Source organism: Streptomyces sp. NPDC051243 (assembly GCF_044455405.1).
In the GTDB taxonomy this organism is placed as follows: domain Bacteria; phylum Actinomycetota; class Actinomycetes; order Streptomycetales; family Streptomycetaceae; genus Streptomyces.
Map to the genome: position 1 here is coordinate 118,471 of NZ_JBITES010000015.1, position 22,689 is coordinate 141,159.

The 22,689-nt window shown below is 71.3% G+C and carries 19 protein-coding genes and 1 riboswitch; of the genes, 9 read left to right on the top strand and 10 right to left on the bottom strand.

The window, feature by feature from the left end; genetic code table 11:
• Window positions 1-112 precede the first annotated feature (112 nt).
• Genes ACIBAG_RS33680 through ACIBAG_RS33705 form a run of 6 tightly spaced genes read left to right on the top strand, consistent with a single transcriptional unit; the run spans window position 113 to window position 7,239 of the window.
• A complete protein-coding gene (locus ACIBAG_RS33680) occupies window positions 113-1,105 on the top strand; it encodes a fatty acid desaturase family protein (protein ID WP_399110396.1) in 993 nt (330 codons plus the stop codon).
• Window positions 1,106-1,136: 31 nt separating this feature from the next.
• Window positions 1,137-2,465: a diaminopimelate decarboxylase gene (locus ACIBAG_RS33685; RefSeq protein WP_399110398.1), complete on the top strand. Its 1,329-nt coding sequence runs from the start codon at window positions 1,137-1,139 to the stop codon at window positions 2,463-2,465.
• Window positions 2,462-3,436 (top strand): aspartyl/asparaginyl beta-hydroxylase domain-containing protein, encoded by a 975-nt coding sequence (locus ACIBAG_RS33690; RefSeq protein WP_399110400.1) that lies wholly within the window; start codon window positions 2,462-2,464, stop codon window positions 3,434-3,436. Before ACIBAG_RS33685 ends, ACIBAG_RS33690 begins: the two co-directional genes overlap by 4 nt.
• 2 nt (window positions 3,437-3,438) lie before the next feature.
• On the top strand, window positions 3,439-4,608 hold the full coding sequence (locus tag ACIBAG_RS33695) for a GNAT family N-acetyltransferase (protein WP_399110402.1): 1,170 nt from the start codon (window positions 3,439-3,441) through the stop codon (window positions 4,606-4,608).
• A complete protein-coding gene (locus tag ACIBAG_RS33700; RefSeq protein WP_399110404.1) occupies window positions 4,605-5,927 on the top strand; it encodes an MFS transporter in 1,323 nt (440 codons plus the stop codon). Before ACIBAG_RS33695 ends, ACIBAG_RS33700 begins: the two co-directional genes overlap by 4 nt.
• Window positions 5,928-5,937: 10 nt before the next feature.
• Window positions 5,938-7,239, top strand: a complete 1,302-nt coding sequence (locus ACIBAG_RS33705; RefSeq protein ID WP_399110406.1) for an acetyl-CoA carboxylase biotin carboxylase subunit family protein — start codon at window positions 5,938-5,940, stop codon at window positions 7,237-7,239.
• 162 nt (window positions 7,240-7,401) lie between these two features.
• Here ACIBAG_RS33705 and ACIBAG_RS33710 read toward each other — a convergent pair whose 3' ends face one another.
• Complete coding sequence (locus ACIBAG_RS33710; RefSeq protein WP_399110408.1) at window positions 7,402-8,196, bottom strand: response regulator transcription factor; 795 nt, start codon at window positions 8,194-8,196, stop codon at window positions 7,402-7,404.
• Window positions 8,197-8,828: 632 nt separating this feature from the next.
• Between ACIBAG_RS33710 and ACIBAG_RS33715 the strand changes: the two genes are divergently transcribed.
• Window positions 8,829-9,440 (top strand): LmbU family transcriptional regulator, encoded by a 612-nt coding sequence (locus ACIBAG_RS33715; RefSeq protein WP_399110409.1) that lies wholly within the window; start codon window positions 8,829-8,831, stop codon window positions 9,438-9,440.
• 44 nt (window positions 9,441-9,484) lie between these two features.
• On the opposite strand, the gene ACIBAG_RS33720 is transcribed toward ACIBAG_RS33715, so the two are convergent.
• On the bottom strand, window positions 9,485-10,429 hold the full coding sequence (locus tag ACIBAG_RS33720) for a DMT family transporter (protein ID WP_399110411.1): 945 nt from the start codon (window positions 10,427-10,429) through the stop codon (window positions 9,485-9,487).
• Window positions 10,430-10,492: 63 nt separating this feature from the next.
• On the opposite strand from ACIBAG_RS33720, the gene ACIBAG_RS33725 reads away from it, so the two are divergent.
• Window positions 10,493-11,446 (top strand): LysR family transcriptional regulator, encoded by a 954-nt coding sequence (locus ACIBAG_RS33725; protein WP_399110413.1) that lies wholly within the window; start codon window positions 10,493-10,495, stop codon window positions 11,444-11,446.
• Window positions 11,447-11,520: 74 nt separating this feature from the next.
• Here ACIBAG_RS33725 and ACIBAG_RS33730 read toward each other — a convergent pair whose 3' ends face one another.
• The 4 genes from ACIBAG_RS33730 to ACIBAG_RS33745 are packed head-to-tail and all read right to left on the bottom strand — an operon-like array spanning window position 11,521 to window position 16,907.
• Window positions 11,521-12,171, bottom strand: a complete 651-nt coding sequence (locus ACIBAG_RS33730; protein WP_399110414.1) for a thymidine kinase — start codon at window positions 12,169-12,171, stop codon at window positions 11,521-11,523.
• A 54-nt stretch (window positions 12,172-12,225) separates the two neighbouring features.
• A complete protein-coding gene (locus ACIBAG_RS33735; RefSeq protein WP_399110416.1) occupies window positions 12,226-13,419 on the bottom strand; it encodes an alkaline phosphatase family protein in 1,194 nt (397 codons plus the stop codon).
• A gap of 1 nt (window position 13,420) precedes the next feature.
• Window positions 13,421-14,008 carry a DUF5998 family protein gene (locus tag ACIBAG_RS33740; RefSeq protein ID WP_399110418.1) on the bottom strand — a complete coding sequence of 196 codons (588 nt, stop codon included), beginning with the start codon at window positions 14,006-14,008 and terminating at the stop codon, window positions 13,421-13,423.
• 52 nt (window positions 14,009-14,060) lie between these two features.
• Window positions 14,061-16,907 (bottom strand): GNAT family N-acetyltransferase, encoded by a 2,847-nt coding sequence (locus ACIBAG_RS33745; protein WP_399110419.1) that lies wholly within the window; start codon window positions 16,905-16,907, stop codon window positions 14,061-14,063.
• A gap of 178 nt (window positions 16,908-17,085) precedes the next feature.
• Between ACIBAG_RS33745 and ACIBAG_RS33750 the strand changes: the two genes are divergently transcribed.
• Window positions 17,086-17,367: an HPr family phosphocarrier protein gene (locus ACIBAG_RS33750; protein WP_016432192.1), complete on the top strand. Its 282-nt coding sequence runs from the start codon at window positions 17,086-17,088 to the stop codon at window positions 17,365-17,367.
• A gap of 278 nt (window positions 17,368-17,645) precedes the next feature.
• Here the strand turns inward: ACIBAG_RS33750 and ACIBAG_RS33755 are convergent, their stop codons facing one another.
• The 4 genes from ACIBAG_RS33755 to ACIBAG_RS33770 form a co-directional block, all read right to left on the bottom strand.
• Complete coding sequence (locus ACIBAG_RS33755) at window positions 17,646-18,341, bottom strand: GntR family transcriptional regulator (protein WP_399110420.1); 696 nt, start codon at window positions 18,339-18,341, stop codon at window positions 17,646-17,648.
• Window positions 18,342-18,680: 339 nt separating this feature from the next.
• Window positions 18,681-19,466, bottom strand: a complete 786-nt coding sequence (locus tag ACIBAG_RS33760; protein ID WP_399110422.1) for a M23 family metallopeptidase — start codon at window positions 19,464-19,466, stop codon at window positions 18,681-18,683.
• Between the two features lie 13 nt (window positions 19,467-19,479).
• Window positions 19,480-19,643, bottom strand: a riboswitch (cyclic di-AMP (ydaO/yuaA leader).
• Between the two features lie 204 nt (window positions 19,644-19,847).
• Window positions 19,848-21,236 carry a M16 family metallopeptidase gene (locus ACIBAG_RS33765; protein WP_399110424.1) on the bottom strand — a complete coding sequence of 463 codons (1,389 nt, stop codon included), beginning with the start codon at window positions 21,234-21,236 and terminating at the stop codon, window positions 19,848-19,850.
• Window positions 21,233-22,576, bottom strand: coding sequence for a M16 family metallopeptidase (locus ACIBAG_RS33770; RefSeq protein WP_399110425.1), 1,344 nt, complete (start codon window positions 22,574-22,576; stop codon window positions 21,233-21,235). Before ACIBAG_RS33770 ends, ACIBAG_RS33765 begins: the two co-directional genes overlap by 4 nt.
• Between the last annotated feature and the right edge of the window lie 113 nt (window positions 22,577-22,689).

Below are 22,689 nucleotides of genomic sequence, written 5' to 3' on the forward strand. Positions count from 1 at the left end.
AAGTGCGGCCGGGAAACGGAGTCTTCCATTTCCCGTGGGCGACGGTTCTTCCTTGCCGAATTCCGATACTCCACTGCACAATCACCGCCGTTGCCGACAGGGAGGAAAGAAAGTGAGCCAGGCAGTCGAGCCCGATCTCGATGGTTCCGTCAACGTATTGCTCGCCCCGGTCCGAGGTAGGGACGAACGGCGGGCTCTGCCGAAGACGATGTTCGTGAAGAAGCCTTCCGTCTTCACCGCGAAATTCCTTCTGGCCGTGGCGATCTGCGCCGCCGCCTGGACCGCGGTCGCCCTCAGCCCGACCTGGTGGGTCATCGCGCTCACCGTCCCGGTCAACGGGCTCATGTACGCGCACCTCGTGGAGCTCCAGCACGAGACCCTGCACGAGCACGCCTACAACCGCCGCTGGCTCAACCGCGCCGTCGGCTGGCTGGCCGGCGCGCCGATGCTCAGCTCGTACTGGCACTACAAGCACGACCACCTGCGGCACCACGCCTACCTGGGCACGCCGCAGAACCAGGAGTTCTTCAACTACCGCTTCGACGGCCTCGGCACCCTACCGGGCTTCCTGCGCGGCGCCTACCACCTCGGCCGCTACGGCGACGTCGCCAAGGACATCGGGCGCTCCCTGCTGGGCCGCACCAACCCGACCGTCACCAAGACCGTCGCGGCGAAGAAGATCCGCACCGAGTACCTGCTGTTCACGGTGCTGATCGTCGCGGCGATCGTCTACTCGGTGCTCGCTCGTGACCTGTACCTGGTCTGGGTCTGGGTGCTGCCCACGCTGCTCTTCGCCGAGCCCGCGCACTTCCTGATCGAGATGCCGGAGCACTACGGTCTGAACACCCAGACCGACCCCAACGTGCTGTCCAACACCCGCACCATCGAGGCGGGTTGGTTCGCCAAGTGGTACACCAACGGCAACGACGTGCACACCGCGCACCACTTCCACCAGGGCGTTCCCATGGTCAACGTGCGGGCCCTGCACCAGGTGATCGAGGGCCGTATCGAGGCGGTCGCCCCGTCCTACTGGTCCTTCTACAAGGACGTCTTCACCGGGCGGATCACCTACCAGGACCAGTCCGAGAACTGCATGACCCGGTGACCGACGGACCCCACGAAAGGAAGCACGCCTGATGTCCGCCCAGACCGCCTCGCCGTCCGGCCCCGCACTGGAACAGCTGAAGTTCCTCTCCCCGGCCGAGGTCCGCCACGTCGCCGAGACCTTCGGCACCCCTGTCTTCGTCTACGACGAGCAGCGCATGCGCGACGGGGTCGCCCTCCTCCAGCAACTCCCCAGCGCCTTCGGGCACACCGTGCGCTACTCGCTCAAGGCCTCGCCCAGCGCGGCCGTGATCCGGATCTTCGACAGCATGGGCGTCCACTTCGACGCCAGCTCGGTGTGGGAGGTCATCCGCGCCGTCCGGGCCGGTGTGGCGCCGGAGAAGATCCTGATGACCGCGCAGGAGGCCGACTTCGGCGCGCCCGAGCTGCCCGAACTCATCCGACAGGGCCTGAAGTTCGACGCGGGCTCCCTCCAGCAGCTCACCGAGTACGGCGAGGCCTTCCCCGGCACCGAGGTGTCGGTGCGCATCAACCCCGGCTTCGGCTCGGGCCTGGTCCGCCGACTGACCTCGGGCGGCCCGAACTCCAGCTTCGGCATCTGGCACGAGCAGGTCGCCGAGGTGAAGGCCATCGCCGAGCGCTACGACCTCACGGTCGTCCGGCTCCATGTGCACATCGGCTCCGGCCACCACGCCGACGTCCTGCTGCCGGCCGCCCGGCGGATCCTGGAGATCGCCAAGGACTTCGCGGACGTGGCCACCGTCAACCTCGGCGGCGGCTACCGCCTGACCGTGATGGCGGACGACCCGGTCTACGACCACTCCGAGTGGGCCGAGGAACTCAGCACCGACCTGCGTGAGTTCGCCGAGGCGACCGGCCGCGAGCTGCACATGGAGATGGAGCCCGGTACCTTCCTCGTCGCCAACGCCGGGTCGATCGTCGCCCGGGTCATCGACGTGGTGACCACCGGTGACGAGGGCCGCCGCTTCGTGAAGATCAACGCCGGTCTCACCGAGATCCTGCGGCCCTCCTACTACGGCTCCCCGCACCCGGTGGTGGCCGTGACCCGCGAGGGCGAACTGCCCACGGAGGGCCCGCTGACCGATGTCGCCGGCCACTGCTGCATCGCCGGTGACGTGCTCACCACCCGCCCCGGCTCCGTGGAGGAGCTCAGCCCGGTGCGTCTGGGCGCCGTGCAGCCCGGTGACTACCTCGTCGTGGAACGGGCCGGCGGCTACTGCGCGAGCATGGCGATGAAGAACTTCAACTCCTACCCGGAGGCGCCCGAGGTGCTGCGCCGCCCGGACGGTTCCTTCACCCTCATCCGCGCCCGCCAGACCATCGACCAGGTGACGGCCAACGAGATCGTCCCCGACGACCTGAAGACGGAGGCGGTGTGACGACGACCGTCCAGCAGCCCGGGGCCACGGCCCGGCTGAACGCGACATTCGACGGCGAGGCCCTCGCCGGGGAACTCGCGGAACTGCGCCGGCACGCCTGGCAGCGCCAGCGCGTCTACGGCGACGAGATCGGCTGGGAGTCGAAGGTCGACTGGACCTGCCTGGCCCTGCGCAGCCCCGGCGGCGACGGCGGACGGACCGACCCCGGTGGTCCGGGACCGGTCGACTTCGCCGACACGCCGTGGCTGGAGCGCGCCCCGCACGCCCGCGCGGTGCTCAGCGCCATCCCGGCCCCGCTGCGCGCGGTGCGCTACATGGCGCTCGGCCCTGACACCCACAGCCATCTGCACTTCGACACGAAGTACGGCCCGTCGTGGGGCGTGGCCCGGCTGCACGTGCCGGTCACCACCAACCCGGACGCCGTCCTGCACCTGGACGGCGAGGACTACCGCTGGCAGCCCGGCGAGTTCTGGTTCGGCGACTTCAGCCGCAACCACCAGGTCGGCAACGACGGCACCACGCCCCGGGTCCACCTGGTGATCGACACCCTGATGGTGCCGGAACTGGCGGAGATCTTCCCGGACTCCTGGAAGGAGTTCCTGCTGGACGGCGGCGCGGTGCTCAACCGGCCCAACACGCCGCTGCCCGGTGCGCCCGAGGAGTGGGAGTGCGCCTTCGAGGTGCCGGAGACCTTCACCGACTGGGAGGAGGAGGACGGCGCGTTCCTCGACCCGGCCGTGCCCCGGCGCGGCGCGACGGTGCGCGCCGAGGACGACCACCTGCTCCTCACCTACGAGGGCGGGTCGCCGATCCGGCTGATCCACATCGAGAACGGGGAGTTCCGCTACGCGGGCTGGTCGGAGGAGCGGACGGTCCAACTGCGCCGTGAGAACGGGGAGGTTGTACTGCGCAGCCGGGTCGGCAGTACGGTGCGCAGTCTGACCCTGCCGATGATCCACGACCCGAGGTAAGGATGAACCCCTTCGTCACAGCTACCGGGGGCCTGGCTCCCGGTAGCTGGGACCGCCTGGTCGGTCCCCACCTGTACCAGTCGTCCGGCTGGCTCGACTTCTGTCACGCGGACCGGCCGGGCCACGTCGGCGCCGTCTACACCGGCGGCCCGCAGCGGCCCGAGGCCGCGGTCCCGGTGACGGCCGTGCGGAGCATGGGCAACGCCTTCTACCAGTGGCACGAGTTGCTCACCGCCCGCGGCCTTCCCGGCCCAGGCGCCCAGGGGCTGATGGTGGGTCAGCACTGGGGATATCACACGCAATTGCTGCACGACGCGGCCCTCTCGCACGACGAGGCCGCCGCCGCTCTGCTGCCCGAACTGCGCCGCCAGGCCGCCGCCCCGGCCACCCGTGACCTCGTCGGCATCGGGGCCGGCGACCCGGTGCCGTGCGTGGCGATGTACGTGGACGACCGCACCGTCGCCGCGTTCCGGCGGGCCGGGGTCACCGCGCCCCCGGTACTGCTCCAGCTGGAGGCCTGGATACCCGTGCCGGAGGGCGGCTGGGAGGGCTATCTGGACAGCCTCGGCTACAAGCGCTCGGTCCGGGTGCGCCGCGACCGACGCCGGTTCGAGGAGGCCGGGTACCGCGTGGAGCAGCTCACGCTGGACGAGTGCTGCGAGGAGACCGGCCACCTGCTGGCCTGCACCCAGCGCCGCTACGGCCACGCCGCCGACGCCAAGGCCTTCGCGGAGTCCTTCCAGGACCAGGCGCGCGCCATGAAGGGCCGTACCGAGGTGTTCCTGGCCCGCGCCGCCGACGGCCGGCCGATCGGCTTCTGCCTGTACTACGTGTGGGGCGACTCCCTCTTCCTGCGCGCCGCGGGCTTCGACTACGAGGCCCTCACCGGGGCCGCGGAATACTTCAACATCGTCTACTACCTGCCGCTTCAGCAAGCCTCCGAGCGCGGGGTGCGCCGGATGCACGCGGGCATCGAGGCGTCCGAGGCCAAGGCGCTGCGCGGCGGCCGGCTCGGCGCCCTGTGGCTGCTCGACCTCAGTGAGCACAGCGTCCTCGAAGGGCTGGACGAGCAGGTGGCCGAGGCCAACGCGCGGACCCTGCGCACGCTCGTGGGCAGCTCGAAGACCGTGGCGGGCGCCCTCGCGGACCCGGCGCTGGCGGAGCTGCTGTGAGCGGGGCCGAACAGCGGGTGCTGACCGGCCCGTTCCTGAGGTTCTGGCTGATCCAGATCTGCGCGCAGGTCGGCGCCAAGGTGGCGCTGCTGTTCCTGCCGATGCTCGCGATCAGCGGCTACGGCGTGAGCCCCGCGGTGCTGGGCTTCCTCAACGCCCTTCAGTACTTCCCGGTGCTGGCGGTCGCCCTGCTCTTCGGCGGCGCCTTCGACCGCTGGGACCGGCGCACCTGCTTCGCCGTCGCGTTCCTCGGCAACAGCGCCGCCCTGCTGATGGTGCCGCTCTACGGCGACGGCACGCACCGCGTGCTGGTCCTGGTGGCCGTCTGTACGGTCATGGGCTGCCTGGTGGCGTTCGCGGACATGTGCGCACAGACCGTACCGCCGGACCTGGTGCCGCCGGAGCGGCTGGTCGCGGCCAACGGGCGGCTGGAGTTCGTCTACTCCATGTGCCTCGTCGGCGCCCCCGGCGTGGCCGGTCTGCTCTACGACCGGACCGGCTCGGGCCCCGGTCTGGTGGTGATCAGCGTGCTGTGCCTGGCGGCCGGTGTGCTGAGCCTGGGGCTGCGGATCCCGCGCCGCCCGGAGGCGAAGAGCGCGCAGAAGCCGCGGGTGTGGGCGGCGACGGTCTCCGGCATGGGCTTCCTGCTGCGCCACCCGATCCTGCGGGTGACGACCGTGCAGGCGGGTCTGTTCAACTTCCTCGAGCAGGCGGTCCTGACGATCTATCTGCTGCTCGCCGTGCGCAGCTGGGGCCTGTCCCCGGGCTCGGTCGGCCTGACGATCACGGTGGGCGGGCTCGGCACCGTCTTCGGCGCCGTGGTGGCCGGCGGCCGGGGCGGGAAGATGTCCACGGTGCGGGCGCTGGTGGTCGGCATGGGCCTGGCCTCGCTCACCCCGATGCTGCTCGTGTTCGCCACGGGCCCGCGCCTGGTTCTGATGACGATGGCGTCCGCCGCGTTCCTGATCTACGGCTTCGGCATGACGGTCTACAACGTGCACGCGGTCTCGCTGCGTCAGGTCCTCACCCCGCCCGAGCGGCTGGGCAGTGTCTCGGCCGCCTACCGGTTCTTCGCCTTCGGGCCGATCGGGCTCGGTGCCCTGCTCGGCGGCTGGGCGGGCGGTGCCCTCGGGCTGCGCGCCTCGATGACCGTCTTCGTCGCGCTGCTCGCCGTGAGCTTCGCCGCCTTCGCCGCCGTCGTGCTGCGGCTGCGCACGGCGATCACCGCGGCGCTGCCCGGCGAGAACGCCGGGGCACCGGACGCCGACCCGAACGAGCCGGTGGACTCCGCCCCGGTCTCCCCCGCACAACCCTCGTGAGGTGACCCCCATGTACCCCGACAACCGCAAGCCTGCCGTGGTCGTGATGAGCGACCTGGTCGTTCTCGGGCGGCAGACCCGGCTGATCGAGGAGATCGTCGCGCGCGACCTGGTGCCGCTGGTCCTCGTGGGGCCGGACACGCCGCTGGACCGGCTGCGTGCGCACATGGCCGACCCGGCGCATCCGCTGTCGCTGATGGACGAACTGGTGGCTGTCCCCGACTCCTCGGTGGACACGGTGCTGGCGGCGGTTCAGGACTGGGTGCGGGAGTACGACGTCCAGGCGTCGATCTGCTGCGGCGAGGTCTTCGTCGACCCCGCCGGGGCGCTCGGGGAGCTGCTGGGGCTGCCCGGACCCGGCGGCTGGGCGTCCCGGGTCTGCCGGGACAAGATCATGCAGCGGACCGCGCTGGACGCCTTCGGTCCCCGCTGGCGCGCGGTCGCCCCGTCGGGCCGCGCCGAGGCCGAGCCGCCCTGCTATCCGGCGGTCGTCAAGCCCGCCGGCCGCATGTACAGCTCCGGGGTGCGCCGGGTCAACGACGCGCGGGAGCTGCGGGCCGCGCTGGAGGGTTACGGCCCCGAGGAGTCGGTGCTGCTGGAAGAGCTGGTGGAGGGACCGGAGTTCTCCGTGGAGGCGCTGGTCTTCGACGGGGAGGTGCTGTGGTCCGGCATCACCGCCAAGCGCACCAATGAGGACGGCGGCCGCTTCTTCACCGAGATGGGCCACACCAGCCCCGCGCCCGGCCTCACCAAGGACGAGGAGGCGGCGCTGCTCGCGGCGAACGCGGGCGTGCTGGCGCGGATCGGCTTCCGGCACGGGATCACGCACGCCGAGTTCCGTCTGTCGCGGGGCGAGGCGGTGCTGATGGAGGTGGCCGCGCGGCTGCCCGGCGACGCCATCACGATGCTGTGGCATCTGGCGACGGGGGTTGCGCTGGAACCGGCGATCGTCGATCTGGCCCTGGGCGTCAAGCCCGACTACCCCCAGCCGGTCCGCCGGGCCGTGCAGCGCTATCTCGACCACGGCAGCGGTGTACTGGGCGAGGTGACTCTCGACGGGCAGCGGACCGAGGTGAGCTGGATCAAGCGCGACGGCCTGTGGCCGGTGGCGGAGCCGGCCGACGCGCAGGCGCCGCCCCGCTGCACGGCCGTGCTGGTGGCCCGGGAGTCCGGTGAAGTCCTCGGTGAGCAGGCGGACTCCGGCGCCCGTTCGGTCTCGGTCGTCGGCGACGGACCGCTCGACGCCGACGTCGACGCGCTGAGCCGTGAGTGGGTGTCGGCGGTGCGCGTCACCACCGCCGAGACCGCTTGAGCCTGTGTCATATCTCCGGCCGGAACGGCGCACGGCGTCATGGTCCCCCCTGCTCCAGCGAAGTCGAGAGCCTGGGGGATTGCGTGCCAGGGGTCGCGCGCCCGGCCGGGGATGTCACACACGCTCTCAGGGCCGGTCCTCGCGAGCAGGAGCGGCACCGCGCTACAGCCAGCCGCGGGTCACCGCCTTGATGCCGGCCTGGAACCGGTTCTCCGCGCCCAGCTTGTCCATGAGCGCCGCGAGGGTGCGGCGCAGGGTGCGGATGGAGACGCCGATCTCCCGGGCGATGACCTCGTCCCGGACTCCTGCCGACATCAGCCGCAGGATGGCCTGTTCCTGCGGGGTGGGGGCGCCCGGCGGCCGGTTCACGAGGTCGTCCAGCGGGGTCGCGGTGACCCACCAGTGTTCCAGGACGCGGCGCGCGGCGCTGGTGATGAACGCCGGGCGCAGGACGACGAAGCCGTCGTCCTCCGGTGCCGAGAACATGGCGAGGCTGTCGCTGACGACGACCCGGAGGGGCACCGAACCCATCAGCCGGACGCGCACGCCGATGGTGGCCAGATCGCGCAGATGCTTGGCTCCGCCCGGCGACTTGAAGTAGCACTCGCCGTACAGACTCCGTACCACAACTCCCCGCTCGCGCGCGTAACGCGTACGTTCCAGTTCCTCCGCGAGGGTTCCGTCCGTCGGCACCGGGCCGGGGTGGGTACTGACGATCTCGTTGACGGCGACGGCCGCGGTGTCGAACAACGCCTCCGTGATCTTGGCCGGTTCGGTGAGGTGCTGCATGGTGTAGGACGCGCCGTCGGACTGCGCGCGGCGGCCGGGCGAGGCCGCCGAACGGCCGAGGGACTCGCCGAGATGGTTGAACTCGCCGGCCATGTCGCGCAGCACGGCAGCGGTCCGTTCGACCAGACGGCGTACTTCCGCTTCCTGCTCCAGCCCAAGTGGCGGCACATGTCCGGGAGACGGGGAATTCCCGAGGACGCAGGGACACTTCGACGGTCCCGCACTGAGCTGATCCATACCTGCCACACCATTCGAACCGGTTCGCGAACCCATCCACCCTCCCTCGAACAGGGGGCGCAGCCTACCAAGATCATCTGTTGATGTGGCCAAAAATCTTCTCGCACGGACATTGCGAATCCGGACGATCTTCGTCCGTTACCGCCGCGCGCAGTGACCTGTCGCGGCCAGACCCATTAATGACAGCGGAACGATCTGGACCCCGGCTCGAACGCAATGTCACAATGGGCTCACCGCCAGGAACGATTGCTTGCCGTTTCCACGGCACGGCACCCAGCGCCCTTGACACGTAGACCCCCCACGATGCGGAAGAGGCCGAGTTGTCGAACTGTAGCGATAACAACCTCCGCACACGCTGTTGTCGCGCGTGTCCGGATCTCGCACATCAGTCGGCTGGTCAGGGGCGCGCCACAGCGGCCACTCCGCAGCTCTAGGGGACTTCACAGTCGGGAAAATTCGGGCACACGCCTGCCTTTGGCGTGTTCCGCCAGTTACGCGTGCAACCACGCACCCCTTTCCGACTTTCAACCATCAGTCAGCCCTTTACCGAGGAAGTGATCTGCATGGGGAAAACTGCCACCCTGGCCGATCTTCGAGGTGCCCCCACACCTCCGCTCAACCCTCAGGCGCTCACTCGCCGGACAAGCCTCTCCCTGCCGCCCGACTTCTCGCTGACTGAGTGGCAACGCTTCGGAAGGCACTTGTTCCTGATATCCGACTCGTCCTGCTGGTGGCTCGGTGACTGGCTTGTCTACGGTCAGGAGAAGTACCCGAACCGATACCGCAAGGCGACCGAGGAAACGGGCCTCGACTACAAGACACTGCGCAATTACGCCTGGATCGCCCGGCGTTACCCGGCGCCCGAACGGCATCCGAAGGTCAGCTTCCAGCACCACGCCGAAGTCGCCTCCCTGGAACCCACCGAACGCGCGATGTGGCTCGAACGCGCCGCCCAGGAGGGCTGGTCGCGCAACATGCTCCGGCAACGGGTGCGTCAGGCGCTGAGCACCCCGCAGGGGGAGAACAAGCAACAGGTGCGTCTCCAGGTGCAGGTCAGCAGCGAGCAGGAGAGCAGATGGGCGACTGCCGCCGAGCGCCACGGCCGTAATCTGGCCGAGTGGATCGTCCTCTGCCTCGACCAGGCGGCGAGCCTGGAGGACACGCCCGCGCACTGAGCGACCGGCCGGCCCGCCTCAACTCCGCGACCGGCCGGCCTGCCTCAACTCCGCGGCGGGCCTGCCTGACTCGGCGCCGCCGACACCGCACCCGAGGCGCCCTCGGCACTGCGCCCGCCCCCGGCCGCGACGGCTCTCGGCCGCCTGTTGAGCAGGGCGACACCCCCGAGGGTGACGACTCCGCCGAGCAGTTCCACGAGCCGGGGCTTCTCACCGAGCCAGACGAAGGCGACCACGAGCGCGGTCACGGGCACGAGATACAGCGCCGCCGTCGCGGCGGTGACGGTCAGCCGGGCAACCGCGTAGCCCCAGACCACGAACCCGGCGGCCGAGGGCAGAACCCCGAGGTAGAGCGCGGCCAGGGTGGCGTCGGCCGGGGCGTCCAGCGCGGCGTGCGCGGTGGCGGGAGCGAGCGGGAGCAGCAGGAGGGTGCCGGCCACCATGGCGTAGGCGGCGACCTCGAACCCGCTGTAGCGGCGCAGCAGCGGTTTGATGGCGAAGTGGTACACGGCCTGCGCCACCGCGGCCGCGAGTACGGTCCAGGCCGCCGCCGTGTACCGCGTCTCACCGCCGGTCAGGGCGATGATGGCCGAACCGGCGAGCGCGCAGACGGATCCGGCGACTTTGCCCGGTCCGAGCCGCTCCCCGAGGAAGGCCGCGGCCAGCAGGGCACTGAACGCCGGGACCGTGGCGACGATCAGGGCCGCCGTACCGGCCGGAACGTGCACCTCTCCCCAGTTGAGCAGAAGTTGGTACGCGCTCATGCCCGTGGCGCCGACGACGAGGATGCGCGGCAGGTCGCGACGGTCGGGCAGCCGTACGTCCACCCAGGGGAGCACGAGGGCCAGCGCCGCGGTGGCCACCACGAGGCGGAGCAGGGACAGCGGCGCCGGGCCGTATCCCTCCAGGGCCACCCGGATCGCGGGGAAGGCGGAGGCCCACAGCACGACGGTGACGACGAGGGCGAGCAGGGTCTTGTCGAGCTTCACCCCATCGACTGTGCCCCGTACAATCGATTAGGTCCAGTTAGGTTTTCTTGCAGGAAACAGTAGGTGAGCTACTTGTTGGACGTCCGGCGACTGCGTCTGCTCGCCGAGTTCGCCGCGCAGGGCACGGTGGCGGCGACCGCGGAGGCGCTGCATCTGACCGGTTCGGCGGTGTCCCAGCAGCTGGCGGCCCTGGAGAAGGAGGCCGGCGTCCCGCTGCTGCACAAGCGCGGGCGCAGACTGGAGCTCACACCCGCCGGACAGCGCCTCATCGACCATGCCCATGTGGTCCTGGGCAACCTGGCCGCCGCCGAGTCCGACCTGGCGGCGATGCGGCGCGGCGAGCGCAGCAGCGTGCGGATCGCGGCGTTCCCGACCGCCGCCCGCGCCCTGCTCCCGAGGCTGTGGCCCGACCCGGGCCGGGCTCCGGCCCCGGACGCCCCGGTCATCAACGTCGTCGAGCACGAGCCGCACGCCGCCGAGGCCGCGCTGCGCAAGCACCAGGTCGACATCGCCGTCACCCACACCTACAGCTTGGTGCCCCGTCCGCTGCCTCCGGGCTGCGAGCAGCGGGCGCTGTTCGACGAGCCGGTCCTGCTGGTGCTGCACCCGGTCGACGCCGCCCGGCGCGGTCTGTCGGCGGGTGCCGCGGCCGAGCTCGCGGCCTTCGCCGACGCGCCGTGGCTGCTCCCGGGCCCCGAGACGGCCTGCCACGAAATGACCCAACGCGCATGCGGAGCAGCCGGCTTCGTGCCCCGGCCAGTGGCCGTGGCGAACGACTTCACCGTCCTGACGGCACTGATCACCCGCCGCGCAGGAGTCGCCCTCATCCCCCGGCTGGCGCTGCCGGCATCCTCACCGGAACTCAGCGTCCATGCGCTGACCACCCCGGTCCGGCGGAGCGTCCAAGCTCTGTACCACACGGGAATGGCCCGCCGCCCCGACATCTGCGGTGTACTCGACACATTGGCCGCGGCAGCGACCTCGGCAGTTGAGGCGGCCGCTGAGCCCCGGAGCTGAACCGAAACGAGGACTCTTCCCCGCGCAGCTTCCGCATCACGTCCTGGACCGACGCGCTTCTCGCCGGCCGGAGGTCAGGTGGCGGTGACCGGCAGCACGTCCGGCGACAGCGCCGCCGCCCGCGCCGTGGCGCTCGTCATCCGCCGGCGGTGATGACGCCGGCAGAGCACCTCGTACCCGACCTCCGCCGCCGACTGAGCCACGTCGCCGACGACGACCTGCTCCCCCTCGACGACCATCTCCCCGCCCACGGTGCGCGCATTGTGCGTGGCCCGAGCGCCGCACCAGCACATCGCCTCGACCTGCAAAGTCTCCAGGCGATCGGCAAGTTCGATCAGGCGCTGGGAGCCGGGGAAGAGCCTCGTCCGGAAGTCGGTGGTGATGCCGAACGCGAAGACGTCCAGCTCCAAGTCGTCGACGATCCGGGCCAGTTGGTCGATCTGTCCGGACAGCAGGAACTGGGCCTCGTCCACGATCACGTAGTCGACCCGGCCACCCCGGGACAACTGCTCCACCACATAGCCGTACAGATCCAGCCCCGGCCCGGCCTCCACCGCGTCGGTCACCAGCCCCAGACGCGACGACAGCTTGCCCTCACCCGCACGGTCGTCACGCGTGAAGATCAGGCCCTGCAGACCACGCGCCGTTCGATTGTGCTCGATCTGCAGCGCCAAGGTCGACTTCCCGCAGTCCATCGTTCCGGAGAAGAACACCAGCTCGGGCATGTTGAGTTGAGCACCTTTCGGCAACGAGGGGAGGGAGGAGGGCTGCGGGACGCGTCAGGAGCGTACTTCGAGCAGGGGCACCAGCTGCTCGGCGGGGGTCATGGAGCCGTGGTTGCCGACCATCGCCGACTCCTTCGGCTCCCGCTCGGACGCGATGATCAGGACGTCGTCCCGAGCCGCCGCGACCACGTCGCCGATGCGGTCGTAGACCCGTTCGTCGATCCGCGGCCCGAACCAGCCTGCCGCGATCGCCTCGTCCCGTGAGGCCACCCAGAACTGCTCGCCGAGCACCTCGCGCCAGCAGGTCAGGACGTCCTGCTGGGCGCCCGGCACCGCGTACACGTGCCGCGCCCGGCCCTCGCCGCCGAGCAGGGCGACGCCGGCGCGCAACTCCCAGTCCTCGTCGAAGTCGATGCGGTGCTGCTCGTCGAAGGGCACGTCGATCATGCCGTGGTCGGCGGTGACATAGAGCGCGCTGCGCGGCGGGAGCTGCTCGGCGAGGCGCTGGACGAGCCGGTCGACGTACATGAGCTGGCCGCGCCAGGTGTCGGAGTCGACGCCGAAGCGGTGGCCTGCGCCGTCCAGCTCGGCGTAGTACGTGTAGACCAGGGAGCGGTCGGCGGCGGCCAGTTGCTCGGCCGCGAGGTCCATGCGGTCCTCGCCGGTCAGCCGCCCGAGGAACGTTCCTCCGCTGAGCGCGACCTTGGTCAGCGGGGTGTTCTCGAAGGCGGGCGACGACACCTGGGCCGCGTGCACGCCCGCCTGCTGTGCCAGCTGGAAGACCGTGGGATACGGCTGCCAGACGCGCGGCGACGTCCATGGATTCCAGCGCAGCTGGTTCATCAGCTCGCCGGTCTCGGGGTTGCGCACGGTGTAGCCGGGCAGGCCGTGGGCGCCCGGTGGCAGGCCGGTGCCGACGGAGGCGAGGGAGGTCGCGGTGGTCGCCGGGTAGCCGGCGGTGATCGGGCGTCCGGTGCCGCCGCGCGAGCTGCCCAGCAGGGAGCTCATGAAGGGGGCGTCTTCCGGGTGCGCCTTCAGTTGCTCCCAGCCGAGGCCGTCGATCAGGAACACGCAGTTGCGGTCGGCGGCGGTCAGCTCGGGGATCGCGGCGGTCATGTCCGGTACGGCCATGCCGGCGGCCAGGGTGGGCAGCAGGTCCGCGAGCGAGCCGCTGCCGTACTCGGGGGGCGGCGCGGAGGTTACGGCGAGGGGTTCCGGGTGGGAGTCCCAGGTGGCGGGCTGGATCATCTCAGCGGGTGACGTCCGCGGTCGCCTCGGAGAGCGACTGCGCGAAGGCGAGCGCCTGGCGCACCGTCTCGGGGCCGTCACCGGCCTCGCTGACGCGCAGGCTCAGGTCGTCCGCCGTCGAGCTGCCCGTGTAGCCGTGGTCGGCCTCGCAGTTGGGGTCGCCGCAGGCGGCGGGCTCCAGGTCGATGCGGGAGACGGCGCCCCAGCCGATGGTCAGCACGACCTCGCGCGGCAGCGTGCCCGGGGCGTACTGCTCCGGGTTGGCGACGACGCGGCTGACCACGACCGAGGAGATCCGGCCGAGCTTCACGGACTCCGTGGACGTCGTGGCGTACGGCGTCGGGGAGGTGTTGTCCGCGGCCTGCTCGTCGGTGTGGCTGACGATGAAGCGGTTGCCGGTGAGGACGAGCACGGTCACGTGCCGCCGCACCTCGTTCTGGTCGAACGTCGTCTCCTGATGGACCAGGTACGACCGGATGGGCTCGCCGCCCACGGCGGCCTCCACCGCCTCGGCCACGAGGGCCGGGTAGTAGCCGCTGCGCTCGATCGCCGCGCGCAGCCCCTGGGTCGTCGTACTGGTCTTGGCCATGACGCCCATCCTACGGGGGTGCACTGACTGCGAGGCACCGCTCACGGCGGTCTCAGTACGCGGGGAGGGTCCTCGGCCCGAGGTCGTCCCGGGCGGGCGGCGGCGCGAGCCGCACGGAGGCGCCGAGCACGCTCAGACCGTGGGTGGCGACGACGACCGGCTCGAGGGTGACCGCGACGACCTCCGGGTGGTCGTCGACCAGCCGTGACACCCGCAGGAGCAGTTCCTCCAGGGCAGGGGTGTCGACGGGTGCCGAGCCGCGCCAGCCGAACAGGAGCGGTGCCGTCCGGATCGACCGGACGATCGAGGTCGCCTCGCGGTCGGTGACCGGGATCAGCCGGTGCGCCATGTCGCCGAGCAGCTGGGAGGCCGCGCCGGCGAGCCCGAAGGACAGCACGGCGCCGGCCGCCGGGTCGATCACGGCCCGTACGACGGTGTCGACGCCGCGCGGTGCCATGCTCTGCACGACCGGCCGCAGCTCCTCCGGCTTCCCGAACAGCGCGGTCAACTCGGCGTACGCCCGTCGCAGTTGCTCCTCGTCCGCGAGGTCGAGGCGTACGCCGCCGAGGTCGGCGCGATGCCGCAGGTGCGGGGCGGTGGCCTTGAGGGCGACGGGGTAGCCGAGGGTGCGGGCGGCTTCGGCCGCGGCGTCGGGGGTGGGGGCGTGCAGGGCGCGGTGCACCTGGATGCCGTATTTGCCGAGCAGGTCGCAGGTCTCGTCCGTGCCGAGCGTGAGGCCCTGCCCGCGCGCGAGCAGCCCGTCGATCAGCCGGGCGGCCCCCTTCTCGTCGATGTCCTCGTACTCGGGCACCTTGCCGGGGTCGGCGCTCTCGCGTCGCCACTGGGAGTACTTGACGGCCTCGGCGAGGGCCCGGACGGCGCGCTCGGCCGCGGGGTAGGCGGGGATGAGGCGCGGGGTGTCGTCGGCGGTGTCCGGCTGCTCGGCCGGCGCCTCGGCCAGGAAGTCCAGAGGACGGAACGGGTGGGGGCGGACCGTGGTGCCGGATGCCGGGGTACCCGCCCGGGGTGCGGTGCTCGCGGCTGCCGACAGCGCCTCCGCCAGCCCGCCCAGCTCCACGTGCACCACCAGCACCGGCTTGCCCGGCACCCGCTCGGCCGCCGACCTCAGGGCCTGAGCCAGCTCGGCGTCACCGGTCGTGGCGTCCCCGATCGCCGGGATCGCGGTGACGACGACCGCGTCGCACGTCTCGTCGGCCAGCGCGCGCGACAGCGCCGCGTGGAAGTCGGCCGCCGACGCCCCCGTCGTCAGGTCCAGCGGCGGCAACGGCCGCAGCCCCTCGGCCAGGCACGCGTCGTAGGTCAGCAGTCCCAGCGACTCGGAGTTGCCCAGGATCGCCACCCGGGGCCCGGCCGGCAGCGGCTGGCGCGCGAGCAGCAGTCCCGCGTCGACCAGTTCGGTGATCGTGTCCACCCGGATCACCCCGGCCTGCCGCAGCAGCGCGGACACCGTGGTGTGCGGCAGCCGCGTGGCCCGTACGGCGTGCCCCTGCGGCGCCGCGCCGCCGTGCCGCGCCCCCTGCACCACGACCAGCGGCTTCGCCGCCGCCGTACGCCGGGCGAGCCGGGTGAACTTGCGGGGGTTGCCGATGGACTCCAGGTACATCAGGACGACGTCGGTGTCCGGGTCGTCGTACCAGTACTGGAGGACGTCGTTGCCGGACACGTCGGCCCGGTTGCCGGACGAGACGAAGGTCGACACACCGGTGACGCCGGTCACTCCGCCGCCGCGCCGGTGCAACCGGGACAGCAGCGCGATCCCGATCGCGCCGGACTGTGCGAACAGCCCGATCCGGCCCGGGCGGGGCATCTGGGGAGCCAGGGAGGCGTTGAGCCGTACGTCGTCGGCGGTGTTGATGATCCCGAAGGCGTTCGGCCCGATGATGCGCATGCCGTACGCGCGCGCGTGCCGGACGAGTTCGCGCTGCCGCTCGCGCCCGTCGGGCCCGCTCTCGGCGTACCCGGCGGAGACCACGACCAGTCCCTGCACGCCGTGCTCGCCGCACTCGGTGACCACCTCGGGGACGTACTCCGCCGGCACGGCGACCACCGCGAGGTCCACCTGCTCCTCGATGTCCCGCACACAGCGGTGCGCGGGCACTCCGTCGAGCTCCTTGAGGTCCTCCGGGAACGCCTTGTTCACGGCGTACACCCGCCCCGCGAACCCGGCGTCCCTGATGTTGCCGAGGACGCTGCGGCCCACCCCGCCGGGCGTGCGGCCGGCGCCGATGACGGCGACGGAGCCGGGCACCAGCAGCCGCCGCACGGACCGGGCCTCGGCGCGCTGCTCGCGCGCGTACTGCACTGCGAGCGAGCGGTCGGTGGGCTCCAGGTCGAACTCCAGGCGGACGACGCCGTCCTCGAAGCTGCGCTTCTGGGTGTACCCGGCGTCCGTGAACACCTTGATCATCTTGGTGTTGGCGGGCAGCACCTCGGCGGCGAACCGGCGGATGTCGCGCTCGCGCGCGACCGCGGCGATGTGTTCGAGGAGGGCGGAGGCCACACCGCGCCCCTGATGGGCGTCCTGGACCAGGAAGGCGACCTCGGCCTCCTCGGCGGGTGCCGACGCGGGCGTTCCGTCGGGGCCGATCCGGTCGTAGCGTACGGTTGCGATGAACTCGCCGCCCACCGTGGCCGCGAGTCCCACCCGGTCCACAAAGTCGTGGTGCGTGAAGCGGTGGACGTCCTTCGCGGACAGTCGCGGGTAGGGCGCGAAGAAGCGGTAGTACTTCGACTCGTCCGACACCTGCTCGTAGAAGCTGACCAGGCGCTCGGCGTCATCAACGGTGATGGGGCGGATGCGTGCGGTGCCGCCGTCGCGCAGCACCACGTCGGCTTCCCAGTGGGCGGGGTACTCGTGCCGGTCCGAGGCGCTCTGCATGGGGCCCAGCGTACGGCTCGCGTACGACAACGGCGCGAGGCAGTCTGTGGAGGACGTATGTCGGGTCGAGGCCGCGACCCGACGGTCACCTCAGGAGGGGCGTTTTGTCCCTCCCGGCATGCTTCACGGGTGTGGGAAACTGGTCTAGACAACCCTGAAAACCGAAGGGCAGCATCACATGGCTGAGCGCCGCGTCAACGTCGGCTGGGCCGAGGGCCTTCACGCCCGCCCCGCTTCCATCTTCGTCCGGGCCGCCACGGCCGCAGGTATCCCGGTGACGATCGCCAAGGCCGACGGCAACCCCGTCAACGCGGCCTCCATGCTGGCTGTCCTGGGCCTCGGCGCCCAGGGCGGTGAGGAGATCGTCCTCGCCTCCGACGCCGAGGGTGCGGACGCCGCCCTCGACCGCCTCGCGAAGCTGGTCTCCGAGGGGCTCGAGGAACTGCCCGAGACGGTCTGAACGACCTGAGCGGGCTCCCGCAGCACGCGGTGAAGCCGCGTCCGCCTTCGGCGGGCGCGGCTTCACTGTTTCCGGCGGGCGCGGCTTCGCTGTTTCCGGCGGGCGGATGACGAGTCGTAACCGGGGGCCGACGAGAGTTCCCGGCGAGGGCCGGCGAGTTTCCGGGCGGAGGCCGACGAGTTTCCGGGCGGGGGCCGACGGAATTAACGGCACACCTGAAAAAGGGCAGCGGAAATTCCCCGCCACCGAATATCTCTTCTTTGTATACGGCGCCCTTGTTAATGCCGCAGGCTCGGCATGTTTACGGGATGTTGCGAATTCCTCACGCGCTCCGCGCGGTCACCGCCGGAGCCGAACCGCAGCCGGTGCGCGGAGATCGCGCGCTCGGTGTGCAGCGCCGTGATCGCACGGGCGCGTTCGCCGTCGCCGCGCGCCACCGCGTCCACGATCGCGCCGTGCTCGGTCCAGTACTCCACCGGGTCGGCCGGCGACTCCACGGCGTACATCCACGCGATCTTGTGCCGCAGCTGGGTCAGCATCGAGGTCAGGGCGGGGCTGCCGGAGGCCTGGGCCAGCGTCTCGTGGAACCAGCCGCCCAGGGAGCGCAGATCGTCGCTGTTACCCCGCCTGGCCCGCTCCTGGCCAAGCCTCACCAGGCCGCGCAGGACCTTCAGATGGGCCTCGGTGCGCCGCTGGGCGGCCCGGGAGGCGCCGAGCGGCTCCAGGAGGGTACGCATCTCCAGCAGGTCGGCGGCCTCCTGCTCGGTCGGCTCGGCGACGCACGCGCCCGCGTGCCGCCGGGTCACCACGAAGCCCTCCGCCTCCAGGGTGCGCAGGGCCTCCCGCACGGGGACACGGGAGACGCCGTAGCGGCGCGCGAGGAGTTCCTCGGTGAGCCGGCTGCCACGCTCGTAGACACCGGCGACGATGTCGTCCCGGATCGCCGTGCACACCGAGTGCGCCGGAATACGCATGACCGACCTCCGCCTTAATCCCCGTGAAACGTCGACGAATGACGTGTGTTCAGTGACTCTATTGCAACCGGCCGGAATTTCCGACGGCGGACCGGAATCCATGGATATTTTTTGGACAGCGGTTCGTGCGAAACACCGAAAGCCCCGGCCAGGAGAGCCGGGGCTTCGGGGAGCGGAGCCAGTGCCGTCGGACGACCAAGCGGGCATCGTCAGACGATCACGGGGATGGTGAGCCTCCACGCGGGTGGAAGTGGAAAGGGTCACACACGCGGGCGCGTGGAAGGCGTCACCTCCGCGCGCGTGGGAGTCGTCAGACCCCTCACGCGCGCGTGGAGGGCGTCAGAGGTTCACGCCGTGCGAGCGGAGGTAGGCGACGGGGTCGATGTCGGAGCCGTACTCCGCCGTCGTACGGGCCTCGAAGTGCAGGTGCGCCCCGGTGACGTTGCCGGTGGCGCCGGACAGGCCGATCTGCTGGCCCGGGGTGACCGTCTGGCCCACCGAGACGCCGACGGACGACAGGTGGCCGTACTGGGTGTACGTGCCGTCGTTCATCTTGATCACGACCTGGTTGCCGTACGCCCCGCCCCAGCCGGCCTCCACGACGGTGCCGGAGCCGACGGCGTGCACGGAGGTGCCGCTGGCGGCGTGGAAGTCGACGCCCGTGTGGCTGCCGGAGGACCAGACGGCGCCGCCGGCCTTGTAGCCGGTGGAGACGTACGAGCCGGAGATCGGGGCCACGTAGGACAGCAGACGCTTGCGCTCGGCCTCGCGAGCGGCGCGTTCCCTGGCCTCGCGCTCCTTCTTGGCCTTCTCCGCCGCCTTCTTGCGCGCGGCGTCCTCGGCGGCCTTCTTCGCCGCGGCGGCCTCCTTGGCCGCCTGCTCCTGGGCGTCGGCCTGGGCGTCGATCTGGTCGGCGATCGAGTTGTCGACGCTGATGACGGGTATGAGGCCGGTCTGTTCGGCGGCGGGTTCCGCGGCGAGTGCCGGGGCGGCCAGGGTGCCCATGACGCCGGTGGCGGTGAGGGCGGCGACGCCGGCCGCACGGGCCGTCGTGCGCTCGAACCGGCTGGGCCGGCGGTGCTTCCCGGTGGGGCGGTTCTTCCCGGTGGCGCAGGTGAACGCCATGTAGTGGCTGATCCTTTCCTTCCTTCTCGCCTACCGGGTTAGCTGACGGGTTCGGAGCAGGAAGGTCTCCTACGGACCCCCTCGCCTTCGCGCGGGCGTCCGATTCACCCCAGGGACTACGGGTGGGTCCCCGGCTCCCCTGGCTCGCGCCGTACGGGGACTCGGCGATGACTGTCCGGTGCCGCGGGCGCGGCGCACTGCCTGACGGACAGCCCGGAAGACGCTAAACGGGACATCTTTCAATCCCCAAATGGATCCCGGATTTTGTAGCGCATCCCACAGGCCAGACAGGCAACCTCTCCTCAATTCGGGCATAAAGGGGCCCTGGCGACTCTGTCGTCACCAGGGCCCCTACGCGCGCGCGGCGCCGTAATGCACCGTCTACTCGGCTGCCACCACGGTGACTTCGCCGATGCCGAGGGCCTCGACGGGCTCCCGGATCGCGGCCGCGTCGCCGACGAGGATGGTCACCAGGCGGTCCGCCGGGAAGGCGCTCACGGCCGCCGCGGTGGCCTCGACGGTGCCGGTCGCGGCGAGCTGCCGGTACAGCGTCCCCTGGTAGTCGTCGGGCAGGTGCTGCTCGACCTGGTCGGCCAGCGTGCTCGCCACGGACGCGGCGGTCTCGTACTTCAGCGGCGCGACACCGACGAGGTTCTGCACGGCGAAGTCCCGCTCGGCGTCCGTGAGGCCTCCCTCGGCGACGCCACGCAGTACCGTCCACAGGTCCTGCAGCGCGGGACCGGTGTTCGGGGTGTCGACGGAGCCGCTGATGGCGAGCATGGCCGCGCCCGTGCCGTCCGGGGCGGAGCGCAGGACCTGCCCGAACGCGCGCACGCCGTAGGTGTAGCCCTTCTCCTCGCGCAGGACCTTGTCCAGCCGGGAGGTGAGGGTGCCGCCGAGGCAGTACGTGCCGAGCACCTGCGCCGGCCACACGCGGTCGTGCCGGTCGGGGCCGACCCGGCCGATCAGCAGCTGCGTCTGGACGGAGCCGGGGCGGTCCACGATGACGACGCGGCCGGTGTCGTCCGCGGTCACCGGCGGGACGGGCCGCGGCTCGGCCGGGGAGCCGGTCCAGGCGCCGAGGGTGTCGCCGAGCAGGGCGTCGAGGTCGACGCCGGTGAGGTCGCCGACGACCACGACGGTGGACGTGGCGGGGCGGACGTACCGCTCGTAGAAGGCCCGCACGCCCGCGGAGTCGATGCCCGCGACCGTGTCCTCGGTGCCCTGGCGCGGCCGGGACATGCGCGAGGTCGCCGGGAACAGCTCCTTGGAGAGCTCCTTGGCGGCGCGGCGCGAGGGGTTGGCCAGCTCGTGCGGGATCTCGTCGAGCCGGTTGCGCACCAGGCGCTCGACCTCGGCGTCCGCGAACGCGGGCGCCCTGAGGGCGTCGGCGAGGAGGTCGAGCGCCTTGGGCAGGCGGGAGACCGGCACTTCGAGGCTGACGCGGACGCCTGGGTGGTCCGCGTAGGCGTCGAGGGTGGCACCGCAGCGCTCCAGCTCGGCGGCGAACTCCTCGGCGGTGTGCTTGTCGGTGCCCTCCGACAGGGCGCGCGCCATGATCGTGGCGATGCCGTCGAGGCCCTTCGGCTCGGCGTCCAGGGGCGTGTCCAGGAGCACCTCGACGGCGACGACCCGCTGGCCCGGGCGGTGGCAGCGCAGGACCGTCAGGCCGTTGTCCAGCTTGCCGCGCTCGGGCGCCGGGAAGGCCCAGGGCCGGGCCTGGCCGGCCTGGGGCTGCGGGTGGAACTCCATGCTGGCGAGCTCGGTCACTGCGCCGACTCCTCGTTCTCGTCGGTGGTCTCGGCGGCCTCGGCTGCGGTCGGCTCGTACACGAGCACCGCGCGGTTGTCGGGGCGCAGGCGGGCCTTGGCGACCGCCTGGACCTCCTCGGCGGTGACGTCGAGGACGCGCTGTACGGCGGTGAACGCGAGCTGGGGGTCGCCGAACAGGACGGCGTACCGGCACAGTTCGTCGGCGCGGCCCGCGACGGTGCCGAGCCGGTCCAGCCACTCGCGCTCCAACTGGGCCTGCGCGCGCTCCATCTCCTCGGCGGTGGGGCCCTCCTGAGCGAAGCGGGCGAGCTCCTCGTCGACGGCCGACTCGATGACCGGGACCTCGACGTCGCCGGAGGTCTTCACGTCCAGCCAGCCCAGGGAGGGCGCCCCGGCCAGGCGCAGCAGGCCGAAGCCGGCCGCCACGGCCGTACGGTCGCGGCGTACGAGCCGGTTGTAGAGGCGGGAGGACTCGCCGCCCCCGAGCACGGTCAGCGCCAGGTCGGCGGCGTCGCACTCGCGCGTGCCGTCCTTCGGGAGCCGGTAGGCGGCCATCATCGCGCGCGCGGGGACGTTCTCCTCGACGACCTCGCGCAGCTGCTCGCCGATCACGTCGGGCAGCGAGCCGTCGCGCGGCTCGGGCTTGCCGTCGTGGGCCGGGATGGAGCCGAAGTACTTCTCGACCCAGGCGAGCGTCTGCTCCGGATCGATGTCGCCGACGATGGACAGGACGGCGTTGTTGGGCGCGTAGTAGGTGCGGAAGAACGCGCGCGCGTCCTCCAGGCTGGCCGCGTCCAGGTCGGCCATCGAGCCGATCGGCGTGTGGTGGTACGGGTGTCCGTCCGGGTACGACAGGGCGGTCAGCTTCTCGAAAGCGGTGCCGTACGGGACGTTGTCGTAGCGCTGGCGGCGCTCGTTCTTGACGACGTCCCGCTGGTTCTCCAGGCCCTCCTCGTCAAGCGCCACCAGGAGGCTGCCCATGCGGTCGGCCTCCAGCCACAGCGCGAGCTCCAGCTGGTGGGCGGGCATGGTCTCGAAGTAGTTGGTGCGCTCGAAGCTGGTGGTGCCGTTCGGCGAGCCGCCCGCACCCTGGACGAGCTCGAAGTGGCCCGTGCCCTTCACGCTTGCCGAACCCTGGAACATCAGGTGCTCGAAGAGGTGGGCGAGTCCGGTACGGCCCTTGACCTCGTGGCGGGAGCCGACGTCGTACCAGAGGCAGACCGCGGCGACCGGCGTGAGGTGGTCCTCGGAGAGCACCACGCGCAGGCCGTTGGCCAGGCGGTGCTCCGTCGCGGTGAGGCCGCCGGATTGTGCCTCCGGTGTGGCCGTGTGACCCATGGGCAAGGTGTCCTTCCGGTCGCGTGCACTGCGTTCTGCCGAGCGGTTCGGCTTCAGTTCCTGCCACTGTATGCAGCGTCCGAAGGGTCGGCGAAGTTCCCGGTCAGAACGCC

Coding starts and splice junctions, on each gene's coding strand:
- ACIBAG_RS33735 (WP_399110416.1), bottom strand. CDS start 13,419: ATGATCCAGCCCGCCACCTGGGACTCCCACCCGGAACCCCTCGCCGTA.
- ACIBAG_RS33745 (WP_399110419.1), bottom strand. CDS start 16,907: ATGCAGAGCGCCTCGGACCGGCACGAGTACCCCGCCCACTGGGAAGCC.
- ACIBAG_RS33705 (WP_399110406.1), top strand. CDS start 5,938: ATGTACCCCGACAACCGCAAGCCTGCCGTGGTCGTGATGAGCGACCTG.
- ACIBAG_RS33755 (WP_399110420.1), bottom strand. CDS start 18,341: ATGCGTATTCCGGCGCACTCGGTGTGCACGGCGATCCGGGACGACATC.
- ACIBAG_RS33760 (WP_399110422.1), bottom strand. CDS start 19,466: ATGGCGTTCACCTGCGCCACCGGGAAGAACCGCCCCACCGGGAAGCAC.
- ACIBAG_RS33730 (WP_399110414.1), bottom strand. CDS start 12,171: ATGCCCGAGCTGGTGTTCTTCTCCGGAACGATGGACTGCGGGAAGTCG.
- ACIBAG_RS33695 (WP_399110402.1), top strand. CDS start 3,439: ATGAACCCCTTCGTCACAGCTACCGGGGGCCTGGCTCCCGGTAGCTGG.
- ACIBAG_RS33685 (WP_399110398.1), top strand. CDS start 1,137: ATGTCCGCCCAGACCGCCTCGCCGTCCGGCCCCGCACTGGAACAGCTG.
- ACIBAG_RS33715 (WP_399110409.1), top strand. CDS start 8,829: ATGGGGAAAACTGCCACCCTGGCCGATCTTCGAGGTGCCCCCACACCT.
- ACIBAG_RS33770 (WP_399110425.1), bottom strand. CDS start 22,576: ATGGGTCACACGGCCACACCGGAGGCACAATCCGGCGGCCTCACCGCG.
- ACIBAG_RS33740 (WP_399110418.1), bottom strand. CDS start 14,008: ATGGCCAAGACCAGTACGACGACCCAGGGGCTGCGCGCGGCGATCGAG.
- ACIBAG_RS33750 (WP_016432192.1), top strand. CDS start 17,086: ATGGCTGAGCGCCGCGTCAACGTCGGCTGGGCCGAGGGCCTTCACGCC.